The sequence below is a fragment of the Humibacillus xanthopallidus genome, assembly GCF_006717145.1.
Taxonomy (GTDB): domain Bacteria; phylum Actinomycetota; class Actinomycetes; order Actinomycetales; family Dermatophilaceae; genus Humibacillus; species Humibacillus xanthopallidus.
Window position 1 is genome coordinate 324,423 of the sequence record NZ_VFQF01000003.1, and the last position, 18,612, is coordinate 343,034.

At 73.6% G+C, this 18,612-nt stretch carries 14 protein-coding genes; 5 read left to right on the forward strand and 9 right to left on the reverse strand.

The annotated features are described in order from the left end of the window. Positions 1-10: 10 nt before the first annotated feature. The 3 genes from FHX52_RS19535 to FHX52_RS19545 are packed head-to-tail and all read left to right on the forward strand — an operon-like array spanning position 11 to position 1,707. Positions 11-319, forward strand: coding sequence for a DUF6510 family protein (locus FHX52_RS19535; RefSeq protein ID WP_141824049.1), 309 nt, complete (start codon positions 11-13; stop codon positions 317-319). Between the two features lie 60 nt (positions 320-379). After that, positions 380-964 (forward strand): RNA polymerase sigma factor, encoded by a 585-nt coding sequence (locus FHX52_RS19540; protein WP_141824050.1) that lies wholly within the window; start codon positions 380-382, stop codon positions 962-964. Continuing rightward, positions 961-1,707 (forward strand): hypothetical protein, encoded by a 747-nt coding sequence (locus tag FHX52_RS19545; protein WP_141824051.1) that lies wholly within the window; start codon positions 961-963, stop codon positions 1,705-1,707. The genes FHX52_RS19540 and FHX52_RS19545 overlap by 4 nt, the downstream gene beginning before the upstream one ends. A 161-nt stretch (positions 1,708-1,868) precedes the next feature. On the opposite strand, the gene FHX52_RS19550 is transcribed toward FHX52_RS19545, so the two are convergent. Continuing rightward, complete coding sequence (locus FHX52_RS19550; protein WP_141824052.1) at positions 1,869-7,406, reverse strand: ATP-binding protein; 5,538 nt, start codon at positions 7,404-7,406, stop codon at positions 1,869-1,871. Between the two features lie 161 nt (positions 7,407-7,567). On the opposite strand from FHX52_RS19550, the gene FHX52_RS19555 reads away from it, so the two are divergent. After that, complete coding sequence (locus FHX52_RS19555) at positions 7,568-8,161, forward strand: thymidine kinase (RefSeq protein ID WP_246070368.1); 594 nt, start codon at positions 7,568-7,570, stop codon at positions 8,159-8,161. Between the two features lie 112 nt (positions 8,162-8,273). Here the strand turns inward: FHX52_RS19555 and FHX52_RS19560 are convergent, their stop codons facing one another. The 3 genes from FHX52_RS19560 to FHX52_RS19570 form a co-directional block, all read right to left on the reverse strand. Next, positions 8,274-8,510 carry a hypothetical protein gene (locus FHX52_RS19560; protein ID WP_141824054.1) on the reverse strand — a complete coding sequence of 79 codons (237 nt, stop codon included), beginning with the start codon at positions 8,508-8,510 and terminating at the stop codon, positions 8,274-8,276. Positions 8,511-8,608: 98 nt separating this feature from the next. Beyond that, entirely contained in the window at positions 8,609-10,099 is a 1,491-nt protein-coding gene (locus FHX52_RS19565) for a hypothetical protein (RefSeq protein WP_141824055.1), read from the reverse strand. After that, positions 10,096-10,728 (reverse strand): uridine kinase family protein, encoded by a 633-nt coding sequence (locus FHX52_RS19570; protein WP_221630667.1) that lies wholly within the window; start codon positions 10,726-10,728, stop codon positions 10,096-10,098. Before FHX52_RS19570 ends, FHX52_RS19565 begins: the two co-directional genes overlap by 4 nt. Positions 10,729-10,786: 58 nt before the next feature. Here FHX52_RS19570 and FHX52_RS19575 point away from each other — a divergent pair, with 58 nt between their 5' ends. Continuing rightward, positions 10,787-11,200: a RidA family protein gene (locus tag FHX52_RS19575; RefSeq protein WP_141824056.1), complete on the forward strand. Its 414-nt coding sequence runs from the start codon at positions 10,787-10,789 to the stop codon at positions 11,198-11,200. Here the strand turns inward: FHX52_RS19575 and FHX52_RS19580 are convergent. From FHX52_RS19580 to FHX52_RS19600, 5 genes are all read right to left on the reverse strand, one after another. Further along, positions 11,193-12,359, reverse strand: a complete 1,167-nt coding sequence (locus tag FHX52_RS19580; RefSeq protein ID WP_141824057.1) for a VWA domain-containing protein — start codon at positions 12,357-12,359, stop codon at positions 11,193-11,195. The genes FHX52_RS19575 and FHX52_RS19580 overlap by 8 nt on opposite strands. Beyond that, positions 12,356-14,620: a DUF5682 family protein gene (locus tag FHX52_RS19585; RefSeq protein ID WP_141824058.1), complete on the reverse strand. Its 2,265-nt coding sequence runs from the start codon at positions 14,618-14,620 to the stop codon at positions 12,356-12,358. The genes FHX52_RS19580 and FHX52_RS19585 overlap by 4 nt, the downstream gene beginning before the upstream one ends. 1 nt (position 14,621) lies before the next feature. Next, complete coding sequence (locus tag FHX52_RS19590; RefSeq protein WP_246070279.1) at positions 14,622-15,587, reverse strand: ATP-binding protein; 966 nt, start codon at positions 15,585-15,587, stop codon at positions 14,622-14,624. Positions 15,588-15,715: 128 nt separating this feature from the next. After that, positions 15,716-17,236 (reverse strand): DUF5691 domain-containing protein, encoded by a 1,521-nt coding sequence (locus FHX52_RS19595; RefSeq protein ID WP_141824060.1) that lies wholly within the window; start codon positions 17,234-17,236, stop codon positions 15,716-15,718. Then, positions 17,233-18,549 carry an SWIM zinc finger family protein gene (locus FHX52_RS19600; RefSeq protein ID WP_246070280.1) on the reverse strand — a complete coding sequence of 439 codons (1,317 nt, stop codon included), beginning with the start codon at positions 18,547-18,549 and terminating at the stop codon, positions 17,233-17,235. The genes FHX52_RS19595 and FHX52_RS19600 overlap by 4 nt, the downstream gene beginning before the upstream one ends. Positions 18,550-18,612 lie beyond the last annotated feature (63 nt).

The following is an 18,612-nucleotide window of genomic DNA, read 5'->3' on the forward strand; positions in this document are numbered from 1 at the left end:
GGAGGCAGTGATGCAGGGTCAGGACAGTGCTGAGAACAGTGGTGAGGAGCCGGTGGGCGGGGCGGGTCTCGACGGGAACGTGCTCGCCGGGCCGCTCTCCGAAGTGTTCGCGGTCGACATCACGACCGCGGTCGGGCGGTGCCGCGGGTGCGGGACGAGCTCGGCCATCGCGACGCTGCGCGTCCACGGCCCCCAGCCCGGGCTCGTCGGGCGCTGCCCCGGGTGCGACGACGTGCTGCTCCGCATCGTGCGCACACCTGACGCGGTCTGGCTCGACCTCGGCGGCCTCATCTCCCTGCGCATCCCCGCCGCCGGCTGACAGGAAAGTCTCAGGGGCGCAAAACCCCACACAGCACCCGAGAAGGTCCACACTTGGCCGGTGATCGGCGAGGACTTTGACCGTGTCCTCTCCAGGGCACGCACCGGTGACGAGGCCGCCTTCGCCCGACTGTGGCGTGATCTCAACCCCACGCTGCTGCGCTACCTCAGTCTCGCGGGGGAGTCGGCCGATGAGGTTGCGGCAGAGACCTGGCTGACGGTGGTCAAGGGGCTCTCTGCCTTTCGCGGTGACGAAACCGCTTGGCGTGCTTGGGTCTTCACCACCGCGAGGCGTCGAGCCGTCGACGCGGGCCGCCAACGCACCCGGGCAGCTCGCGCCCCGTGGCGAGACCGCTCCGGCTCGTGGGTCACCTCCGTCGAGCCCGACTGCGCCGATCTCGTCATCGACTCGCTCTCGAGCGCCGAGGCCGTCCGGATCGTGCGCCGGCTCCCGGCCCTGCAGGCCGAGGTCGTGCTCCTACGGGTGGTCGTGGGCCTGTCCGTGAGCGAGGTGGCCGAGCTCGTCGGGCGCTCGCCCGGGGCCGTGCGGGTGGCGGCGCACCGGGGGCTGCAGAACCTCGCGAAGATCATGTCCGAGCAGGGTGTAACGCTGAGCGACTCCGGTGCGCTTCGGGAGGTGACATGAGCGCAGACCCCATCGACGACCCCGCCCTGGCCCCCCTCCTGCGGGCCCTCCGGGCTCCCGCTGCCGAGCGCGAGCTCGACGGCCTCGACGGTGCCGTCAGGTCGTTCCGGGCTGCCCAGGTCACGTCCCCTCCACCATCCTCCAGGAGAGCATCGATGATCTTCACCCTTGCGGGCGCCAAGCTCGGAGCCACCCTCGCCGCCCTTGCGGTGGGCGTCGGCGGCGTGGCCACGGTCGCCTACGTGTCGGCGAGCGCCCCCGCGTCCACTCCCGACGTGCACTCGAGCGGGTCCGCGAGCCCGACGTCCGTCGGCGCCAGCGCTGCTGCCCGCGTCCGGACCTCGACCGGCGCGCCCTCGGTCACCGCGACCGCTGTCGGCCCCGTCGCCACCGGCGCCGCTGCCCACGGCCTGTGCACCGCGTGGTCGCACGTCGCCGACAGGGGCAAGGCCGCGCAGGCCCCCGCCTTCCGCAACCTCACCGCGGCCGCCGGCGGCTCCGACAAGGTCGACGCCTGGTGCGCGGCGCTGCCCGCAGTCGGCGGCTCCGGGTCTGCGACCGGCGGCCCGGCCGGCCACCCCACGGGCAAGCCCACCTCGGTGCCCACCGGAAAGCCGGCCACCGTCCCCACGGGCAAGCCGTCCGTCGTTCCTCCGACCGTCCCCTCCCACCAGCCGACGACCACTCCCACGGGCAAGCCGGCAACGGTGCCCCCCACGACGCACCCCACCGGACGTCCCTGACCGAGGGTGCCCCCGCGACGCCGCCCTCCCCTCCACGGGGCGGCGTCACCGCTGGGCCGTGTGCCGCTCTCCCCGCCGGGCGGCACACGGCCTCGCGCCACGACGACAGCCCGCGTATGCCGCCCACCCCGTCGGGCGGCATACGCGGGCTGTGTCGTCGGTCAGCCCTGCAGGCCCTCCTCGAGGGCGGCGATGATGCGCGGGCGGATCTCCTGGGGCGCGATGACCGCGTCGACGGAGCCGACTGTCACGGCGCGCTGGATGCTGTGCACCGCGTCGAACTCTGCGGCGACCTGACCGAGCTTCTCGGAGCGGACGGCGCTGCGCACCTCGGCGAGCTCCGTTGCGAGACGGGCTCGCTCGACGCCGGACGCCGAGGCCAGCTGGCTCTCGAGCTCCGAGACGCGGGGGTCGGCCGTGGTGCGGGCGTCGACGTCACGAGAGAAGACGACCGCTGCCGCGGGCGCGCCGCCGAGCACCGACGCGAAGGAGCCCTCGACGGCGAGCACGGTCATGCGCGGGTTGAGTGTCTTGGAGAAGACGACGAAGGCGCCGCCGTGGTAGCGCGAGACGACGGTGAAGACGATCGGGCCGTCGAAGTTGACGATGGCGCGGCCGATCTCGGCGCCGTACTCGAGCTGCAGCGCGCGCATCGACTCCGGTGAGCCGTCGAAGCCCGAGAGGTTGGCGAGCACGACGAGCGGTCGGTTGCCGCTCGCAGCGTTGATGGCCCGGGCGACCTTCTTGCTCGACCGGGGGAACAGAGTGCCGGCCGTGTAGGTGTCGGGGCCGTCGGTGGGCGGGAAGCCCCGCCGCGCAACGGTTTTCGACTCGATGCCGATGAGGCTCACGGGGATGCCGCCGATGTGCGCGTCGAAGACGACTGCGGTCTCGGCGTCGGCCATGCCGGCCCAGCGCTCGAGCGGCTCGTGGTCTGCGTCGCTGACGGCACGCATGACGGTGCGGATGTCGAAGGGCTTCTTGCGGTCGGGGTTCGTCGCGCTCGAGAAGATCTCGCCGACCGTCGTGAAGTCCGAGCCTGCCGCGGTGTGCGGAGACAGCGTGACGTCGCGGTCGACGGGGTCGGTCGTGCTGACGCGCCGCGGGCCCGACTCGCCCGGCGCGACATAGGCGTGGTCGTAGTGCGACATGAGGATGGCGCGAGCGCCGGCGAGGTCCTTGGCCCAGTACTGCGCCTGGCCGTTGGGGCCCATGACGCGGTCGTAGCCGCCGATGCCGAAGTTGTCCTCGGCCGAGACGCCGCCGGAGAAGTCGAGCGACTGCTTGCCGGTGAGCACCATGGCGCTGTCGGGGGTCATGACGAGGATGCCCTTGGTGTGCATGAGCATCGTCGCCTCGGCGTTCCAGTAGGGCTGGGCGCCGACGTTGATGCCGGCCACGACGATGTTGATCTCGCCGCCCGCCTGCGTGAACTCGATGATGCGCTTGAGCGCACGCGCCACCCAGTCCATGTTCTCGGTGCCGGAGTCCATGGAGATGCGGGCGCCGGCAGAGAGGGAGTACCACTCGAGGGGCACCTGCAGCTGCTCGGCGAGGTCGATCGCGGCGATGACGCGGGCGCACTCGGCCTCGGCGACCGACCCGAGCGAGCGCAGCGGGTCGCCGCTGAGGACGACGCGCTTGACGCCCTCGGGGTGGCGGACCGTCGGCGAGCTGACGACCGCGACGATGATGCCGGCCTTGTTGAGGCCGAACGGGCGGTCGACGGGCACCAGCACGCCCGAGTCGTCGAGGTCGTGCTCGACGACCGTGCCCCCGTCTCCCGCGATCATCGCCTGGAGCTCGTAGGGGTAGACGAGCCCGCGACGACGCGCCCGCACGACCTTCGAGGCGTAGTCGTCGAGCGGCTTGAGCCGCTCGGTCGGCGGGGCGCCGACGGTGCCGACGACACCTGAGCCCGGCTGGTAGTAGAAGCGGCCCGCGATCGGCAGGGGTGCCTCGTCCGGGTCGGTCGTCACGTTGGCCTGCACGAGCACCTCCTCGATGCCGGCGCCGGCGGTGAGGGGCGCGATGCGCGTCTGCAGGGCCGTGAGCTGGCCGAGGTCGGCCTCGATCGTCGGCCAGATCTGGACCCACACGTGGTTCATGTCGAGCTTGGAGGCGCGGGCGCCCCGGCTCGACCGCACCCGGCGGATCGCCTCGAGGCAGTTGGCGATGGCGCGCTCGACGTGGGGCAGGCCGGTGACGTGGCCCTCGTCGTCGCGCACGACGACGACCTGGCGCACCTGCGCGAGGGCGACGAGGCGGCGGTCGTCCTTGTTGTCACGGGCGACGCACTCGTAGAGCAGGACGTCCTCGGGCGCCTCCAGCCGGGTCACGTCGAAGGCGGTGAGCCGCCAGAGGTTGAGCCGGCGCCCGACCATGGGGTGCACGCCGCGCACGAGACGGTCCTCGACGAGTGCGCCCTCGGTCGGGCGGAAGGTGAAGTAGGAGATGGGGCGCCCGTTGCCGGGCGTCGTCGCGACCGCCACCCGGCGCACGTCCTGCGTGAAGGGCAGGGCCTCGAGGAGCTCGGCCAGCCGGCCGCTCGCCTCGTCGGGCGACTCCGGCTCGTCGGGCCAGCTGAGGTAGAGGTCGACGACGGACTGGTGGCCCTCCACCCGGGCCCAGACGTCAGCCGACACGGCCGTGTCGAGGGCGCTGCCCGGCTCGAGCTCGGTCACCGAGCCGATCGTCGAGGTGAGGTGCGTGGGGCGGTCGTCGAGGGTGTAGTCGGCGACGGCGAAGGGGCGGCCACCGGCGACGAAGGTGTGCAGGGCGTGCAGCTCATGCTCGCGGTAGTGCCGCCTGATGAGCACCTCGAGCATCGGCTCGTGCTCGGGCAGGCCGCCACCCGGCTCCGCGTGCAACCGGTCGGCGAGGAAGCGCACGATCTGCTCGGGGATCGAGGCGAGCTCGTCGACCCGGGCCGCGTGGTCGGGGGCGTCGGGCTCGGCGGCGAGGGCAGCGAGGCGGTCGCCGACGCCGTCGAGCACGCTGGCCCGCTCCTGGTCGACGAGCGGCTGGTCGAACCAGCGGAAGCGCACGCTGCGCGCGAGGTCGCCGACGACGGGGAAGCGCAGCTGGGTCGCCACGACGAGCCGGTCGAGGGCGTCGCGTGCCGCGGCGGCCTCCTGCTCGGCCGGAGCGGGCTCGCCGAGCCAGCGCTGGAGGATCGAGGTGGCGAGGTTGATCTCCGGGGCCGAGCGCTGCTGGGCGAGGAAGATGCGGAAGACGGCCTCCTCGAGCTGCGGCGTGCGCTCGAAGTCCTCGACGCCGTAGTGGCGCAGCACCCGGGCGAGCTTGTCCCGGAACTCGTCGGGCAGCGCGGCGCGGTCGGCGTCGAGGCTCTGGAGGTAGGCGTGGAAGTGCTCCTTGGGGCTGTGCACGAGCAGCTCGGTGTGCCGCTCCTGCTCGACCGGCCGGTTGCGGCTCAGCTCGGCGAAGTCGGCGACGAGCTCGAGCACCGAGATCTCCTCGGCGAGCGGCACGTGGCCCTCGGCTGCGAGCTCGTCGCGCGCGGCGAGGTAGGAGGAGAGCTGGCGCCGGTCACCGGCGGGGTCGGCGTCGAAGCCGAGCACGCTCGCCGACAGGTCGCCGATGCGGCGGTCGGCCCGCTCGCGGGCGGTGGCCGTGTGACCGTCGGAGGTGGGCAGGTCGAGGTCGACCGACTCGGTCGCGGCGGCCTCGGCCGCATCGTCCTCGTCACCGGTCGGCTCCAGCCGCACGAGGGGCGCGCCGGTCTCGACCTGGCTGCCGACCGCGACGAGCAGCTCGCGCACGCGCGCCGCGAAGGGCGACGGCAGGACCGTCTCCATCTTCATCGACTCGAGCACGAGCACGGGCGCGCCGGACGCAACCTCCGCGCCGACCGCGACGGGCGTGGCGACGACGAGGGCCGGTGCGGGTGAGCGCACGACGCCACCCTCGTCGCGCGAGACGCGGTGCGTGATGCCGTCGACCTCGACGAGGTGCACGGGCCCGTGGGTGGCGGTGATGAGGCGGTGGGCGCGGCCCTCGACGGTGATCCGCCCGGCGTAGTCGTCGATCCGGTCGACCGACGCGACGACGACGTGGGCGTCGCCGCCGTTCTGGATCGACACGCGGTAGCGGTCGGACGCGATGCGCAGCACCATGACCTTGTATGCCGTGCCGCGCAGCTTGAGGTCGATGGCGCGGCCGACCGCGTGCTGCACCTGCGGCCGCCCGCCCCGGGCGGACTCGAAGAGGCGGGCGCGCTCGATGGCCTCGGCGTCCTCATAGGCCTCGATGCCGGCGGCGACGAGGGCGACGCCGGAGTGACGGTGGCTGACGAGACGGCCCTCGGCACGGACCCGGTCGATCCACCCGGTGTCGGCGGAGCCGTCGATGATCTCGGGCTGGTCGAGCAGGTCGAGGATGAAGCTCTTGTTGGTCGAGCCGCCGTTGATGACGACGGTCGTCTCGGACAGGGCGCGGCGCAGGCGGGCGAGGGCCTCGTCGCGGTCGCGGCCGTGGGCGATGATCTTGGCGATCATCGAGTCGAAGTCGGCCGGGATGGAGTCGCCCTCGCCGACGCCGGCGTCGACGCGGATGCCGGGGCCCGACGGGAAGTTGAGCAGCTCGATGCGCCCGGGCGAGGGGGCGAAGTCGCGGTCGGGGTCCTCGGCGTTGAGGCGGGCCTCGACGGCGTGGCCGCGCTCGGTGGGTCGCCCGTCCGGCAGGTCGTCGAGCCGGCCGCCGTTCGCGACGTGGATCTGGAGCTTGACGAGGTCGGTGTCGGTGACGACCTCGGTGATCGGGTGCTCGACCTGAAGCCGGGTGTTGACCTCGAGGAAGGCGAAGAAGCGCTCGCCCGGGTGGTAGAGGAACTCGACGGTGCCGGCGCCGGCGTAGCCCACCGCGATGGCGAGCCGCTCGGCGCTCGCGCGCACCTCTTGCTCCTGCTCGGGGCCGAGAACGGGCGAGGCAGACTCCTCGATGACCTTCTGGTTGCGCCGCTGCACGGAGCAGTCGCGCACGCCCACGGCCCAGGCGCTGCCCTGGCCGTCGGCGATGACCTGCACCTCGATGTGGCGGGCGCCGGTGACGAGCTTCTCGAGGAAGACGACGCCCGAGCCGAAGGCGCGCTCGGCCTCGTCGCGGGTGCGCTCGTAGGCGTCGGTGAGGTCGGCGTCGGAGTCGACGCGGCGGATGCCGCGGCCGCCGCCGCCGGCTGTCGCCTTGAGCATGAGGGGGTAGCCGATGCGCGCGGCCGCAGCCTTGGCGTCCTCGAGCGTGTCGACGCCGCCGCGGCTCCACGGCGCGACGGGCACGCCGACCTCCTCGGCGATGAGCTTGCTGCCGATCTTGTCGCCGAGCTTGCGCATCGCATCGGGGCTCGGCCCGATGAAGGTGACGCCGATGCGCCCGCACAGCTCCGCGAAGGTCGGGTCCTCGGCGACGAAGCCCCAGCCGACCCACGCCGCGTCGGCGCCCGTCTCGCGCAGGGCGCGCTCGAGCACCGCGTGGTCGAGGTAGGGACGCGCGGACGCGGGCCCGAGGTCGTATGCGTGGTCGCTCTCGCGCACGAACATCGCCCGCCGCTCGCCCTCCGTGTGCAGGGCGATCGTCTCGATGCGGTGGCCGTCGGGGCCGGCGGCGGCATTGAGGTCGCGTACGGCATGGATGAGCCGCATGGCGGCCTCACCGCGGTTGACGATTGCGATGCGCGAGATCATCGAGCAGGTCTCCTTCGTCGTGCCACCGCCCGTCGGGGCGAGTGGCGCTCGTCACGCCACACCCGCAGCCTTCCACCCCGAGGCGCTGACCCGCGAGTAGACATCGCATCGGATTCTGCAGATGCGCTGTCGGGGGCAGTCGGTACGGTCTCGGGGTGACCATGATCGACGACGTCAGCCCTGCTGTCCGGACGGCATCGGGGGTGTCGCTCGACGTCGTGCTCGGCCCGATGAAGTCGGGCAAGAGCCTCGCGCTCATCTCGATGCTCTCGCCGCTGCAGTTCACCCGGGTGCGCCATCGCGTCTACCAGTCGGAGCGGCACGTGCGTGACACGGGCGTCACCTCGCGCAGCGGCGGCGTGCTCGCGACGACCAAGGTCTCCTCGCTGCGCGCCGCACTCGACGAGCAGCTCGACGTCGTGGCGGTCGACGAGGTGCACATGTTCGACCTCGACGACATCGCCGTCGTCGACCGACTGCTGCGCCGCGGCACCCGCGTCGTCGTAGCGGGCATCGACCTCGATCACCGGGGCGCGCTCTTCTCACCCGTCCGGGCGCTGCTCGAGCTCGGCCCTGACACCGTCAGCTACCGGCGCGCGGTGTGCGACCAGTGCCGAGACTTCAGTGCCACCCACACCCAGGTGCTCCGGTCGGGCGAGCCCTTCCTCGACGACCTCGGCCACTCCGAGGCGCTGCCTGACGACGGCACCTTCACCTACGAGGCCCGCTGCCGGTCGTGCTTCGTGCGCCCCTGATCGAAAGAGCAGTCCGCCCGTACCTGCGAAGGGAAACCGTGCGCTCGTGGGGGCGGATTGCTCTTTCGATCCGTCCCGCGGGAACGCCGAGTGACGGGGCCGCGCCAGGTCGTCAGCTCTCGGGCAGGGCGGCGAAGGCCTCCTTGGTCTCGCGGTACCAGGCCATCGATTGGCGGGGGTGGCGCCACCGGCTCTTCATCGCGTCCCGGGCCGGCTGGTGAGCCGGGTCGCCCGCCTTCTCCGCCTCCTTGAGGTGCTGGTCCTGGGCCTTGATGACGTCGTCGGCGGTCGCGCCCTGGTGCGCGAGGTCGCAGGGGCCTCCAAGGGCCCGGCAGGTCATGGTCTTCATCGCTCTCTCCTTCTGTGATGGTCCGTCGACATGCTGACGGTCCACGCGGCCCGAATGTGACACGGACGCCGCAGCGTCCCCACGGCGTCCCCGCGGCGTCAGTAGATCCACGCCGGGGGGTTCGGCACGATGACGCCGACGACGTGTGGCTTGGAGCCGACCCGGCCGAGGTCGATGACCGACCCCGACGCCGCGCGCGCGATCATCTCGGCGCACTCGTCCGGCGCGCACCAGACGGGCAGCAGACCGTCCTGCTCGGAGCGCACCGCCATCCGCATCGTGCCGGCCATGATGCCTCCCTCGCGGCTGTGGCGCAGGGTCGGCTCCATGTAGATGACGACGAACGGGCGTTGCCCGTCAGGGCCGACCCGCGTGGCAGCCTCGGCGATGGCGGCATACTGCGCCCGGGTCTGCTGGTGGTCGCCCACGTCGGTGCGCCAGGCCAGCACCCCACCCACGACGAGCACGACGAGCCCGGCCGTCGCGACCCGGTCGAGAGTCCGCGAGCGGGGGCCGGTCTCCTCCTCAGGCGTCCGCCCGCCACGGTCCATGAGCAGGAGGGCGACGGGCAGCACCCCGACGTACCAGCTCCACAGCTGGCCGCGGTTCTCCGTCACGACTCCCGTCACGAGGGCCAGGGCGGCGTCGAGTCCTCCGGCGACCGCGAGTGCCGCGACGAGGCGCTGCATGCGGGGTCGCACGACGGCGTCCCGCAGACCCAGCACGACGGCGACGGCTCCCACGACCGCCACCCACCACTGCGAGGCCCAGAGCGTGCCCGCGCCCTCGGCCCACCGTCCGACGTTGGTCACGAGCGCCCCGAGCGAGGTGAGGGGGTTGGGGTCGCGCCAGTAGGCGATCTTGATGCCGAAGTAGCCGTAGTCGATCCAGTTGAGCGTGTAGGCCGTCGCGACACCGAGGCCGAACCCGGCTCCCCAGCCGGCGACGACGGCGAGCACCGCACGCCAGCGTGCCCCACGGAGGAGGAGGACGGCGAAGAGCACGAGCAGCACGCCGACCGGGGGGTAGGTGAGCACGGCGCACGCCTCGCCGATGACGAGCCAGAGGCCGAGTCGCCAGCGCGACCGCGCTGCCCAGGGCAGGGTCCACAGCGCGACGGCCGCCACGACCACCGACGGCGTCAGGGCGCCCGGCCAGTAGAGCAGCTGCACCCAGACGGCCGAGCAGAAGAGCGCGACACCGAGGAGGGCGTCGACGGCCGGTCGCGGCCGGATGCCGGAGAGGTGGAGCACGCGCCACATCCCGGCGCCGGCGAGAGCGTAGGCAACGGCATACGTCAGCGACGCCGACGTCGGCGTGCCGTGCTGGCCGATGACCGCCCACCACAGCGTGTTGAGCCAGCGCCCCTCGTAGAGGTCGTGCTCGGCAACGGACGTCACGCCCGGGGTGTCGGCCGGCACGAGGAAGGGCCAGTCGTCGTGGCGGATGAAGGGCGTCACGGCCTGGCTGAACCCTCGGGTCAGCAGGCTCGCCCCGAGGATGACGAGTGGCATGAGCAGCGCTCGGGGCGGCCACGGCAGCCGCGTCGGCGGCGCAGTCGTCGTGCGGGCGGGGGCCGCGCTCGTCATCGCGCCACCGTCGTGCGCCCGGGCGCCCAGTCCTCGGAGCTCGACCTGACGACGAGGTGGGCACGCTCCCAGGGGCGGTCGGCGGCGAGGAACGGCTCTTCCGCCTCCATCCACTCGTCCCAGAAGCTCTCTGCCTCCTCCGGGGTGCGGCCGAGCTCGACGTCGCGCCGGAGCCCGCGCTCGCGGGCCTCCGCCCGGTCGGACTGCACCCAGACGACGGCGTCAGCGTCAGCGGCGAGCGCCGCGCGACCCGCGCCGACCCCCTCGAGGACGAGCACGCGCGCGTCGGCGGGGACCGCCACCGAACCCTCGCGACCCCGGGCGACCCAGCCGGGCGGGCGGTAGTCGACGGCCTCGCCGCGGCGCCACGGCTCGATGACGTGCTCGCGGGCGAGGTCGTCCCAGGCGAAGGCATCGTGGTGCCACGCGAGGTCGTCGCTGTGCACGGCGGCGCCGCCGAACAGGTCGGCCAGCCTGCCCGCGATCGTGGACTTGCCGCTGCCCGAGCGCCCGTCGACGAGCAGTACGCCGCGCCCGTCGGTGAGGAGCGGCGCGACGATCGCCGCCAGCTCGTCGTCGCCGACGTGGCGCCAGGGCCCGGCCTCGGTCTCCTCCGGGTGCAGTCGCATGCCGCGAGTATGCCGCCGGAGACGGCCTCGCTCCACGCCGACGCACTACCGTCGGCCCATGGACCGACCCCGCAGTGCCGTCCGTCTCGTCGGCTCGGATGCCCTCACCGACACCGCGCCCTACGCGTATGCCGCCACCGTCGACGCCGGTGCGCGCCTCGTCTTCGCCGCCGGAGCGTGCCCGCTCGACGAGGCCGGGGCGACCGTCGCGCCCGGCGACATCGCGGCCCAGGCGCGGCAGTGCGTCGCCAACCTCGTCACGGCTCTCGAGGCCGCCGGCGCGAGCCTCGAGGACGTCGCCTACACGCGCGTGCTCGTCGCGACGACGGTCCGCGAGGAGCTCGTGACGGCGTGGGGCGTGGTCCACGACGCCTTCGGTGAGCACGAGGTGCCGAGCACCCTGCACGGGGTCACCGTCCTCGGCTACCCCGACCAGCTCGTCGAGATCGAGGCCGTGGCCGCGGTCAGGTAGCCGCCTGCGGCTCGTGCGTCGTGACGATGTCGTGGGCTGCGGCCCAGGCGGTGATGTCGCGCTTCTCGATCGCCGTGGCCATGAGGTCGGGGAAGCGGTCCGGCGTGCACGCGAAGGCCGGCACCCCGACGGCCGCGAGCGCTGCGGCGTGGTCGGCGTCGAAGCTCGGGCGGCCGGAGTCGCTGAGCGCGAGCAGCGCGACCATCGTCGCCCCCGATCCGACGATCGCCGCTGCCCGGCGCACCATCTCGTCGGCGATGCCGCCCTCGTAGAGGTCGCTGATGAGCACGAGGATCGTCTCGCCCGGCTGCTCGATGAGGCCCTCGCAGTAGGCGAGCGCCTGGTTGATGTCGGTGCCCCCGCCGAGCTGCACGCCGAAGAGTACGTCGACGGGGTCGTCGAGCTCGTCGGTGAGGTCGACGACGGCGGTGTCGAAGACGACGAGCCGCGTGTCGACCGATCGCAGCGACGCGAGCACGGCACCGAAGACGCTCGAGTAGACGACCGACTCGGCCATCGAGCCGGACTGGTCGATGCAGAGGATGATCCGGCGCTCGACCCGGTGCGCCCGGCGGGCGTGGCCGACGAGCCGCTCGGGCACGACCGTGCCGTGCTCGGGCTGGTAGTGCTTGAGGTTGGCCGCGATGGTGCGGTTCCAGTCGATGTCGGAGGCCCTGGGGCGCCGGGTGCGGGCGGCGCGGTCGAGGGCGCCGTGCACCGCCTGGACGGTCTCGGCGCGCAGCCGCTCCTCGAGCTCGTCGGTGACGACGCGGACGACCGCCCGCGCCGTCGCGCGGGACCGCTCCGGGATGACGCGGTTCAGCCCGACGAGCGTCGCGACGAGGTTGACGTCGGGCTGCACCGCCTCCATAAGCTCCGGCTCGAGGAGCAGCTGGGTCAGCCCGAGGCGGTCCATCGCGTCGTGCTGCATGACCTGGACGACCGACGACGGGAAGTAGCCGCGGATGTCGCCGAGCCAGCGGGCGACCCGTGGCGCCGAGGCGCCGAGGCCGCTGCGTCGCTCGCCGTCGTAGAGCTCGCGCAGCGCCGCGTCGCGCTTGAGGTCGTCGCTGTCGAGGGTGGCCGCCTCCCCGATGCCGTCGGCCTGCTCGCCGCCGAGGACGAGCCGCCAGCGGGTCAGCCGGTCGCGTTCGGTCATGAGGCCACCCCCAGTCCGAGCAGCCGGGCGACGGCCGCGATCGCCGGGGCGGCGCGGTCGAGGTCGAGCGAGTCCGTCGACACAGCAGGGGTATGCGTGCCGCTCGCGAGGTCTCGAAGGTGCGTCCCGATGAGGCGGCGTTCGGCCGGCTGGTAGCGCGCGAAGGTGCGGCGCACGAGCGGGAGGAGGTCCTCGAAGGCCTCCTCGGTGGCGCCGGCGAGCCACTCGTCGATGATGGAGAGCAGGTCGTCGCCGTGGATGAGCAGCAGGGCCTCGCCCGTGAGGAAGCCGTCGAGCCACGCCGCTGCTGCCGGCGCCGGGGTGCCCGGCGAGAGGCGGCGGCTCAGGCGCGCGGCGGCCTCCTCGTGGGTCAGCAGGCCGCCGTCGAGCAGGAGTCTGCCGACCCGCCCGGCGACGGCTCCGTGGATGGCCTCGTCACGCCCCACTGTGACGAGCGCCTCGGTCCACGGGTCGCGCAGGTCGGCGCGGTCGACGAGGGCCACCCCGCGGTGCGCCGCCTCGATCGCGGTGCGCATCGCGGCCGCGCTGTCGTCGTCGAGGCTGGAGCAGGCGGCACGCAGACCCACCGACGCGCGCACGACGACGGTCTGGAGCACGTGGGAGACATCGGCGACGTCGACGCCGCGCACGTCGCCGTAGCGGCAGGTGCGGGCGAGCGGCTCGACGGTCTCGAGCAGGGCCCGGGTGTCGTGCTGGCGGGCCGTGCGCTCGGCCAGCGCGGCGACGACGGCGCGCAGGCCCTCCGGCAGGTCGGCGAGCAGGCACTCCTCGATGAGGCGGCCGAGCACGCCGAGGTCGGCCGCCTCCCGGGCCTCCTCGGCGATGCGGGCCTCGGCGGCACTGCGAACCGTCGTGCCGTAGAGGCTCGCCTCGATGACGGCGACAGCCAGCTCGGGGGTCCACTCGAGCTCCCACGCCTCCTTGAAGGTGCCCATGGTCCGGCCCGCCTCGACCGGGGTGCCCCACGGCACGCCGAGCACCGCGAGCCGGTGGAGCAGGACCGAACGCGCCAGCTGCGACTCGCGGCGCAGGTCGAGCTGGACAACCGTCGAGGTCGCAGAAGCCTTGAGCCGCAACGACTTCTGCTGCCTAGCGAGGTCGCCGGCGAGGGGCACCATCGGTGTCGACTCGGGCACCCGGCCGAGCTCCTCACCGATGACGAGGGTGCGGTCGACGAGGCGCAGCGGCAGGTCGGAGCCCTCGGTGAGCACGGCCCGGGCGGCGTCGGTGAGCTCGGCGAGGCCCACCGAGGGGCGGCCCCGCACGGCCGCGAGCGCGCCCGCCAGACGGGTCGCCTCGACGATCGACGCCGTGGAGGCATCGAGATTCTCGCCACGCAGCGCTCGGGCGACCCGGACGAACCACGAGGGCACGACCTCGTCGTCGGGGGTGACGAAGAGGTGGTGGTACCACCCCGGCGAGCGGACGCCGGCGCCGTAGCCACTGACATACGACAGCCGCTCGGAGCTCCACGGAGCCCACGTGGCGGCGACCTTCACCTTGGGGAGCCGGCCGAGCAGGGCGTTGTCGTGGCTCGCGGGCGGGAACGATGAGGGGTGGAGCGCAGGGGCGTGGTAGGCGCCGCACACGACGGCGATGCGCTCGCGGCCCGCTCGCATCTCGGCACGGATCACCTTGCGCATGAAGGCTTCTCGGCGACCGTCATCGTCGACTTCGAGGCTGCCCCGCACGCCTTCCATCGCCTCGCGCAGGTGGGCGAAGTGCGCGAGGGAGGACGTGCGGCGGTGCTCGACGGCGTCCTCCCACCACCGCTCGGGGTCGTCGTAGCCCGCGGCCGACGCGAGCGCCGAGATCGGGTCGACGCGCCTGCCCGGGCGGCGGGGGGCGCGCTTGGAGTCGTCGGAGTCCTCGAAGTCGTCCGAGCCGTCCGCGTCGTCGGCGAGGTAGTGCGTGGCCGGGAGGTCGGCGAAGCGGACGTCGACGCCGTGCTCGAGCGCCCAGCGCAGGGCGACCCACTCGGGCGAGAACACGGCGAAGGGATAGAACGCCGCCCGACGTGGCTCGTCGACGGCATAGACGAGGCCCGCCACCGGGGGCACGAGGTCGGGGTCGCCCGCGAGCGGGATGAGCACGTCGAGCTCGGGCGGCCCCTCGATGACGACGACGTCGGGCAGTAGCTCGTCGAGGGCGCGCGAGACCGAGCGCGCGGAGCCCGGGCCGTGGTGCCGGACCCCGAGCACCTCGACGCGCGGCTCGCCTCGGGCAGTGCTCGCGGTCATGTCAGCCCAGCTCGCGGCAGGCGCGGTAGAGGTCGGTCCACTCGGTGCGGTCCTTGACGACGGTCTCGAGGTACTCCTGCCAGACGATGCGGTCCTGGACCGGGTCCTTGACGATCGCGCCGACGAGGCCGGCCGCGACGTCGTCGGCCCGCACGACGCCGTCGCCGAAGTGCGCGGCGAGCGACAGGCCGTTGGTCATGACCGAGATCGCCTCGGCCGTCGACAGGGTGGCGGACGGCGACTTCACCGTCGTGCGCTGGTCCGCGGTGACCCCGGAGCGCAGCTCGCGGAAGATCGTGACGACCCGCTCGATCTCGGCGAGCGACTCGAGCCCGGGCGGCAGCTCGAGCGAGCGGCCCAGCGAGTCGACGCGCGTCCGCACGATCTCGACCTCCTGGGCGAGGGAGTCGGGCAGCGGCAGGACGAGGGTGTTGAAGCGGCGCTTGAGCGCCGACGACAGGTCGTTGACGCCCTTGTCGCGGTTGTTGGCCGTGGCGATGACGTTGAACCCCTGCTGCGCCTGCACCTCCGAGTCGAGCTCGGGGATCGGCAGGTGCTTCTCCGACAGGATCGTGATGAGGGCGTCCTGCACGTCGGCCGGGATGCGGGTCAGCTCCTCGATGCGCACGAGGGTGCCCGTCTCCATGGCGCGCATGACGGGGCTCGGCACGAGGGCTGCCCGGGTCGGCCCCTCGGCGAGCAGCCGCGCGTAGTTCCAGCCGTAGCGCAGCGACTCCTCAGGCGTTCCCGCTGTGCCCTGGACGACGAGCGTCGACGAGCCACTGATCGCCGCCGCGAGGTGCTCGCTGACCCACGTCTTCGCGGTGCCGGGCACGCCGAGGAGCAGCAGCGCCCGGTCGGTGGCGAGCGAGGCGACCGCGACCTCCATGAGGCGGCGGGACCCGAGGTACTTCGGGGTGATCTCGGTGCCGTCGTCGAGCGTGCCGCCGAGGAGGTAGGTCGTCACGGCCCACGGTGAGAGCCTCCACCGTGGCGGGCGGGGGCGGTCGTCGGAGGCCACCAGGGCGGCCAGTTCGGCGGCGTGCGCATCTTCGGCGTGGGCCCGCAGAACCGTGGTGGGAGAGGGTGATTCGCTCATCTGAAGGCCTCGGTGATCGATCGCCTGACGGAGTGGAACTGGAGCAGGTTGCGGAGGTTGGTCGTGAGGGTCTGGTCGCCGCCGGCCTGCTCGATCCACCGCTCGAGCGGGTCGAGGGCCGCCGGGTGCAGCCCGGTGAGCAGGTGCGGCATCGTCGCGAGCACCATGGCCGAGCCGACCCTCGACGCACGCAGGCGCGAGAGGAGGGCCACGCTGAAGTCCGGCGACCACGGCGGGTCGACCGCGCCGACGACGGCACCCAGCTCGTGCACGCGGTCGGTGGTGGCGTCGACGCGGGTCAGCACGACGCGCTCGCGGCGCTCGCGGGGCAGCGCGGGCACGAGGGCCGGGTCCCACCCGCGTTCAAGGAGTGCTGTCGCCCACTCGGGGTCGCGTCGCGCCCGCACCGCCCGACGTATGCCGGCCAGCGCGTCGCCTGCCTGCGCGTCGGTGAGCCGCTTGACCGTCGCAGACGGGTCCGCGCCGGTCAGCTCGGACCAGACCTCGAGCGGTGCGCCGGCGCACATCTGCTCGAGCCACCAGCCTCGGGCCGAGCGCCGGGGAGGCGGTTTGCCGAGGCCGTCGCGGATGCCGGCCGGATCGGGCTCACCGGGCAGGGTGACCTCGAGACCGCGGCCGAGCAGGCCGGTGCGGTGCACCAGGGGTCGGAGGCGGTCTGCCATCCGGGCGGACCGGGCGGATCGGGGCAGGGCGTCGAGCAGTTCGGCGGCGGCTTCGCGCACCGTGGCGGCGCGGTCTTCGAGGGCGGCCTCGAGGAGCGGCTCGTCGTCGGGTCCGAGACCGACGCGCAGTGCGTCGAGGTGAGCGCGTCGGTCGCGCGCCGAGTCGGTCGCCCATGTCGAGACGACGAGTTCTCGTGCCGCAGCGGGCTCGTGGGTGCGCACGGTGGCCAGCACGGCGAGGCGGTGAGGCGACGGGAGGCGGGCCCAGTCACCGGGGTCGGGTGCGGTGCCCTCGACGCGGGAGGCCGTGCCGGCCTGGGCCCCGGCCACGGCGCCCGCGACCCAGGACCACTCCTCGCGCAGACCGGCGAGCCACCGGCCGCGCTCGTCGAGCACCGCAGCGGTGGGGCGGCGCAGCTCTCGGGTGCCGGTGGCGAGGTCGAGCAGACCGGGCAGGAGGGCGTGCGGCACGCGGCAGCCGGCGTCGTCGGCAGCGCGCAGCCAGTGCGTGAGCAGACCGCTGCGCTGCTGGGCCCCGGCCGGAGGTTGCGCGATGACGAGCTCGAGCAGCTGCACGGCCCGCCTCGGCGCGACGGGACGACGGTCGTCGGGGGCCGCCGCGGGCGGGTCGGCGTGGTTCAGCCGACGGCCGGCACGCAGGGCTGCTGCGCCGATGGCGACCGAGTCGAGCAGCGCCTCCTCGCGTCGTGCGCCCTCCGCCCGTGCCTGCACCTGTGCGGGGCCGAGGTCGGGCAGGGGCGGGACGGGCCGCCGGGCGGTGCCGATGAGAGCGACATTTCCCACCTCGCGCCACCACGCGTCGAAGCCGGTCACAGGCCCACCACCTCGCCGTCGACCACGACGGTGAGCGGCCGCAGCCGCGACTCCTCGAGCTCGCCGAAGACGCGCGACGGGCGGCCTCCGGTCAGGGCCAGCAGCGGCCACACAAGGGCGTCATCGGTCAGGGGCACGCTCGCACCCTCGGCATCGACGACGCGGTCGATGCCGACCCGCACGTCGGCGAGGACGACCGGCACCCGGCGTGCCCAAGGGTTCGCCCCCCAGGCCTGCGCGGCGGCGAGCTGTGCGTGCTCGAGGGTCGAGCCGGACGGCATACGGGCTGGGTCGCCGGCGGGAGCGGGCTCGTCGACGAAGAGCGCGCGGCGCACGGCGGCGCCGGGGTAGCGCGCGATGGTTGCGACGAGGGTGGAGCCGACCGCCCGTGCGACCGGCAGCACCTGGCCGCCGGCCGCGAAGTCGAGCACCTGCACCGTCTCAGCGGTGACGCTGCCCCGCAGCCAGGTGCGCTGCTGCTGGAGGCGGCCGTCGTCGGACCGGTGCGCTCCAAGGACGAGCCAGTGGTCGGTTATGGCGTCGCCGCGGCGCACCGACTCGGTGCTCGTCGACCAGCCGAGATAGGCGCGCAGGTCACCCATCTGCGCGGCGTCGAGCGACTCGCGGGCCGCCCACGCCCGGGTCGCCGTCCACCAGCGGCCGAGGGCGACGAGCAGCCGCTCGGCCCAGTCGGGACGACCGCTCACGGCGCCGCCCACCGATCGCACGTCGTCGGCGAGGCCCGGCAGCTGCGCGTCGACGAGGCGGGCCGCCGTGCCGTCCCACCACGTGTAGGACTGGTGGCGCGCAGCAGCCGTGCCGCCGCGGGCGAGGTCGGTGAGCCATCGCGCGAAGTCGTCCATGCCGCCGTCCATGAGGGCGAGCCGGTCCTCGAGGCGCTTGGCTGCAGCAGCCGGGTCGGGAGTGCGGGTCGGGCGGGCCGCCTCACCGGCCGCCTTGGCCTCGGCGCGGGCCGACCGCTCGGCGGCCCACTCCTGCGCGAAGCCGGCCGCCTCGTCGGCGTCGGCGACCGAGCCCGACCCGTCGACCCAGAGCAGCAGGAGCGCGAGGCCGTGCTTGCAGGGGAACTTGCGGCTCGGGCAGGTGCAGCGGAAGGCGGGGCCAACGAGGTCGATGCTCACCTGGTACGGCGTCCTGCCCGACCCCTGGCACTTGCCCCACAGCAGCGTGTCGGTGGAGCCCGTGTCGGACCACGGGCCCGGGCGCGCGAGCCTGCGGGCAGCCGCCAGCGACGAGGTGTCGGGGGCGAGGCCGGCCACCTGTGCTGCGGTCCATCGAGTCGGTCGCGTCATGACTGGCACATCATTGCCGACACCTCCCACACCCGGGGGTCGACGCGGTCGGCCCGGCCACAT

Bases quoted from the DNA above. Each gene is read 5' to 3' on its own strand.
- FHX52_RS19535 (WP_141824049.1), top strand. From the start codon at position 11: ATGCAGGGTCAGGACAGTGCTGAGAACAGTGGTGAGGAGCCGGTGGGC.
- FHX52_RS19545 (WP_141824051.1), top strand. From the start codon at position 961: ATGAGCGCAGACCCCATCGACGACCCCGCCCTGGCCCCCCTCCTGCGG.
- FHX52_RS19550 (WP_141824052.1), bottom strand. From the start codon at position 7,406: ATGATCTCGCGCATCGCAATCGTCAACCGCGGTGAGGCCGCCATGCGG.
- FHX52_RS19555 (WP_246070368.1), top strand. From the start codon at position 7,568: ATGATCGACGACGTCAGCCCTGCTGTCCGGACGGCATCGGGGGTGTCG.
- FHX52_RS19560 (WP_141824054.1), bottom strand. From the start codon at position 8,510: ATGAAGACCATGACCTGCCGGGCCCTTGGAGGCCCCTGCGACCTCGCG.
- FHX52_RS19565 (WP_141824055.1), bottom strand. From the start codon at position 10,099: ATGACGAGCGCGGCCCCCGCCCGCACGACGACTGCGCCGCCGACGCGG.
- FHX52_RS19570 (WP_221630667.1), bottom strand. From the start codon at position 10,728: ATGCGACTGCACCCGGAGGAGACCGAGGCCGGGCCCTGGCGCCACGTC.
- FHX52_RS19575 (WP_141824056.1), top strand. From the start codon at position 10,787: ATGGACCGACCCCGCAGTGCCGTCCGTCTCGTCGGCTCGGATGCCCTC.
- FHX52_RS19580 (WP_141824057.1), bottom strand. From the start codon at position 12,359: ATGACCGAACGCGACCGGCTGACCCGCTGGCGGCTCGTCCTCGGCGGC.
- FHX52_RS19585 (WP_141824058.1), bottom strand. From the start codon at position 14,620: ATGACCGCGAGCACTGCCCGAGGCGAGCCGCGCGTCGAGGTGCTCGGG.
- FHX52_RS19600 (WP_246070280.1), bottom strand. From the start codon at position 18,549: ATGACGCGACCGACTCGATGGACCGCAGCACAGGTGGCCGGCCTCGCC.